1 protein-coding gene is annotated in these 514 nt (G+C 61.7%); it reads left to right on the top strand.

Going from position 1 to position 514, the window contains the following annotated elements; all coding sequences use genetic code 11:
- Positions 1–514 (top strand): transposase (locus tag CAPSK01_RS04980; protein WP_273703194.1); only part of this gene is annotated, 514 nt, incomplete at both ends.

The raw sequence follows: 514 nt of genomic DNA, 5'->3' as shown, positions 1-514 counted from the left end.
ACCTGCTGAGCCGCGACACGGGAGGGCGCGCGAGCGCCAACGAGATCAAGCGCTGGCAGGAAACGGACGTCGATCGACTGGCCCTGGCAGAAAGCAGCCGTTTGGCCGTGAAAAGCAACCTGGCGGTGATGCACTGCCTGAATGAACAGATCGAAAGGCTGGAAGCGGAGATCCTGAACAAGGCGAAGCTACGCCCGGACTACCAGGGGCTGCTGACGGTGAGCGGGGTGGGCAAAGTGCTGGCACTGACCATTGCGCTCGAGACCGGCGAGGTGAGCCGCTTTGCCACGGTGGGAGATTTTTCATCGTACTGCCGCTGTGTCGGCAGTGAGCATCGGTCGAACGGCAAGAAGAAAGGGAGCGGCAACGTCAAGAACGGCAACAAGTACCTGGCATGGGCCTTTGTCGAAGCGGCGAACTTCGCCGTGCGTTACGAGCCCGCGGTCAAGCGTTTCTACCAACGCAAGTGTGCCAGGACGATGCCCGTGGTGGCGATCAAGGCGGTGGCGCACAA

Origin of the sequence: Candidatus Accumulibacter vicinus (genome assembly GCF_000584955.1) — a bacterium.
In the GTDB taxonomy this organism is placed as follows: Bacteria; Pseudomonadota; Gammaproteobacteria; order Burkholderiales; family Rhodocyclaceae; genus Accumulibacter; species Accumulibacter vicinus.
Note: the sequence above shows the minus strand (reverse complement) of the source record. Positions and strands in the feature narration are given on the sequence as shown.